This is a genomic window from Shewanella sp. SP1S1-7 (assembly GCF_031932105.1).
GTDB lineage: Bacteria > Pseudomonadota > Gammaproteobacteria > Enterobacterales > Shewanellaceae > Shewanella > Shewanella baltica.
In genome coordinates, this window is record NZ_JAUOEU010000073.1 from 1 (window position 1) to 971 (window position 971).

Annotated in this window: 1 protein-coding gene; it reads left to right on the forward strand. The window is 37.6% G+C overall.

What is annotated here, in order from left to right:
* Positions 1 to 389: 389 nt before the first annotated feature.
* Positions 390 to 779 (forward strand): H-NS family nucleoid-associated regulatory protein, encoded by a 390-nt coding sequence (locus tag Q4Q49_RS22115; RefSeq protein ID WP_312000458.1) that lies wholly within the window; start codon positions 390 to 392, stop codon positions 777 to 779.
* Positions 780 to 971: the final 192 nt, after the last annotated feature.

A 971-nucleotide genomic window follows, 5' to 3' on the forward strand; every position in this document is an offset into this window, starting at 1 on the left:
AGACATAGGCGAAAGTTAATTAGAAAATATATAGATGACATCTACCATGAATATCCATCTGAAAAACGTTCTAAATTGAAAAGGTTAAATTAGCTAAATAGCCACATAACAAGCTAAGTCAACGGGACAATTTAAGCTGGAGTCTGGCACTTCGTTTCTTATTTATGCCAGATTAAAAGTAATGGACGTTCTCAGCCCAAAAATGGCACAAAACACGCGTTCTCCCTAACTCTCAATTGTTCAAACTCGTGTCAGGCAGATCAGTTCTGGCACGTTTATGCGTGAATACTGCACTTTAACAACTTCTATTAAATTAAATCTATTTGTGTGTTCATTACACATTGAAAATCAACTATATTGTTGTGATACAAACTTATTAGGAAAATACAATGTCTGAATTTTTAGAGATCTTAACTCATGCTCGTCGTTTAAAAGCTTCGGTTAAAGAGTTATCTGTTGCTGAACTAAAAGATGTATACGAAAAGTTAGGCAAGATCGTTGCTGAAAGAGAAGAAGAAGCGAATGCTGAAGCTGAAGCAAATGCTGAGCGTATCACTAAAATTGCAGAACTTCAGAAGATGATTGAGTCAGCAGGTTTATCACTTGATGATCTTGCCGGTGTTACTTCTAAAGTAAAAAGCACAAGAACACCTCGTCCAGCTAAATATTCAATTGTAGCTGAGGGCGAAACTGTCACTTGGACAGGGCAGGGTAGAATGCCAACTGTTTTCAAACAGCAAATTGAAAATGGCCGTTCAATTGAAGACTTCTTGCTCTAAATTCCCGGCCCATTACAGAACAGACTGATGAAAGTCTGTTTTGCCCCTTTGTTGGTTAGTACAGTGATATGGTTAACTCCAATTTTTGTTAATTGCCCCGACTTTAATAATAAACTAAGGCTTTATCAGGTATCCATTTGTAATTGCGCTAAACGCAGGCAGAACGTGTCAACCTCACTTGAACCAGCTCAT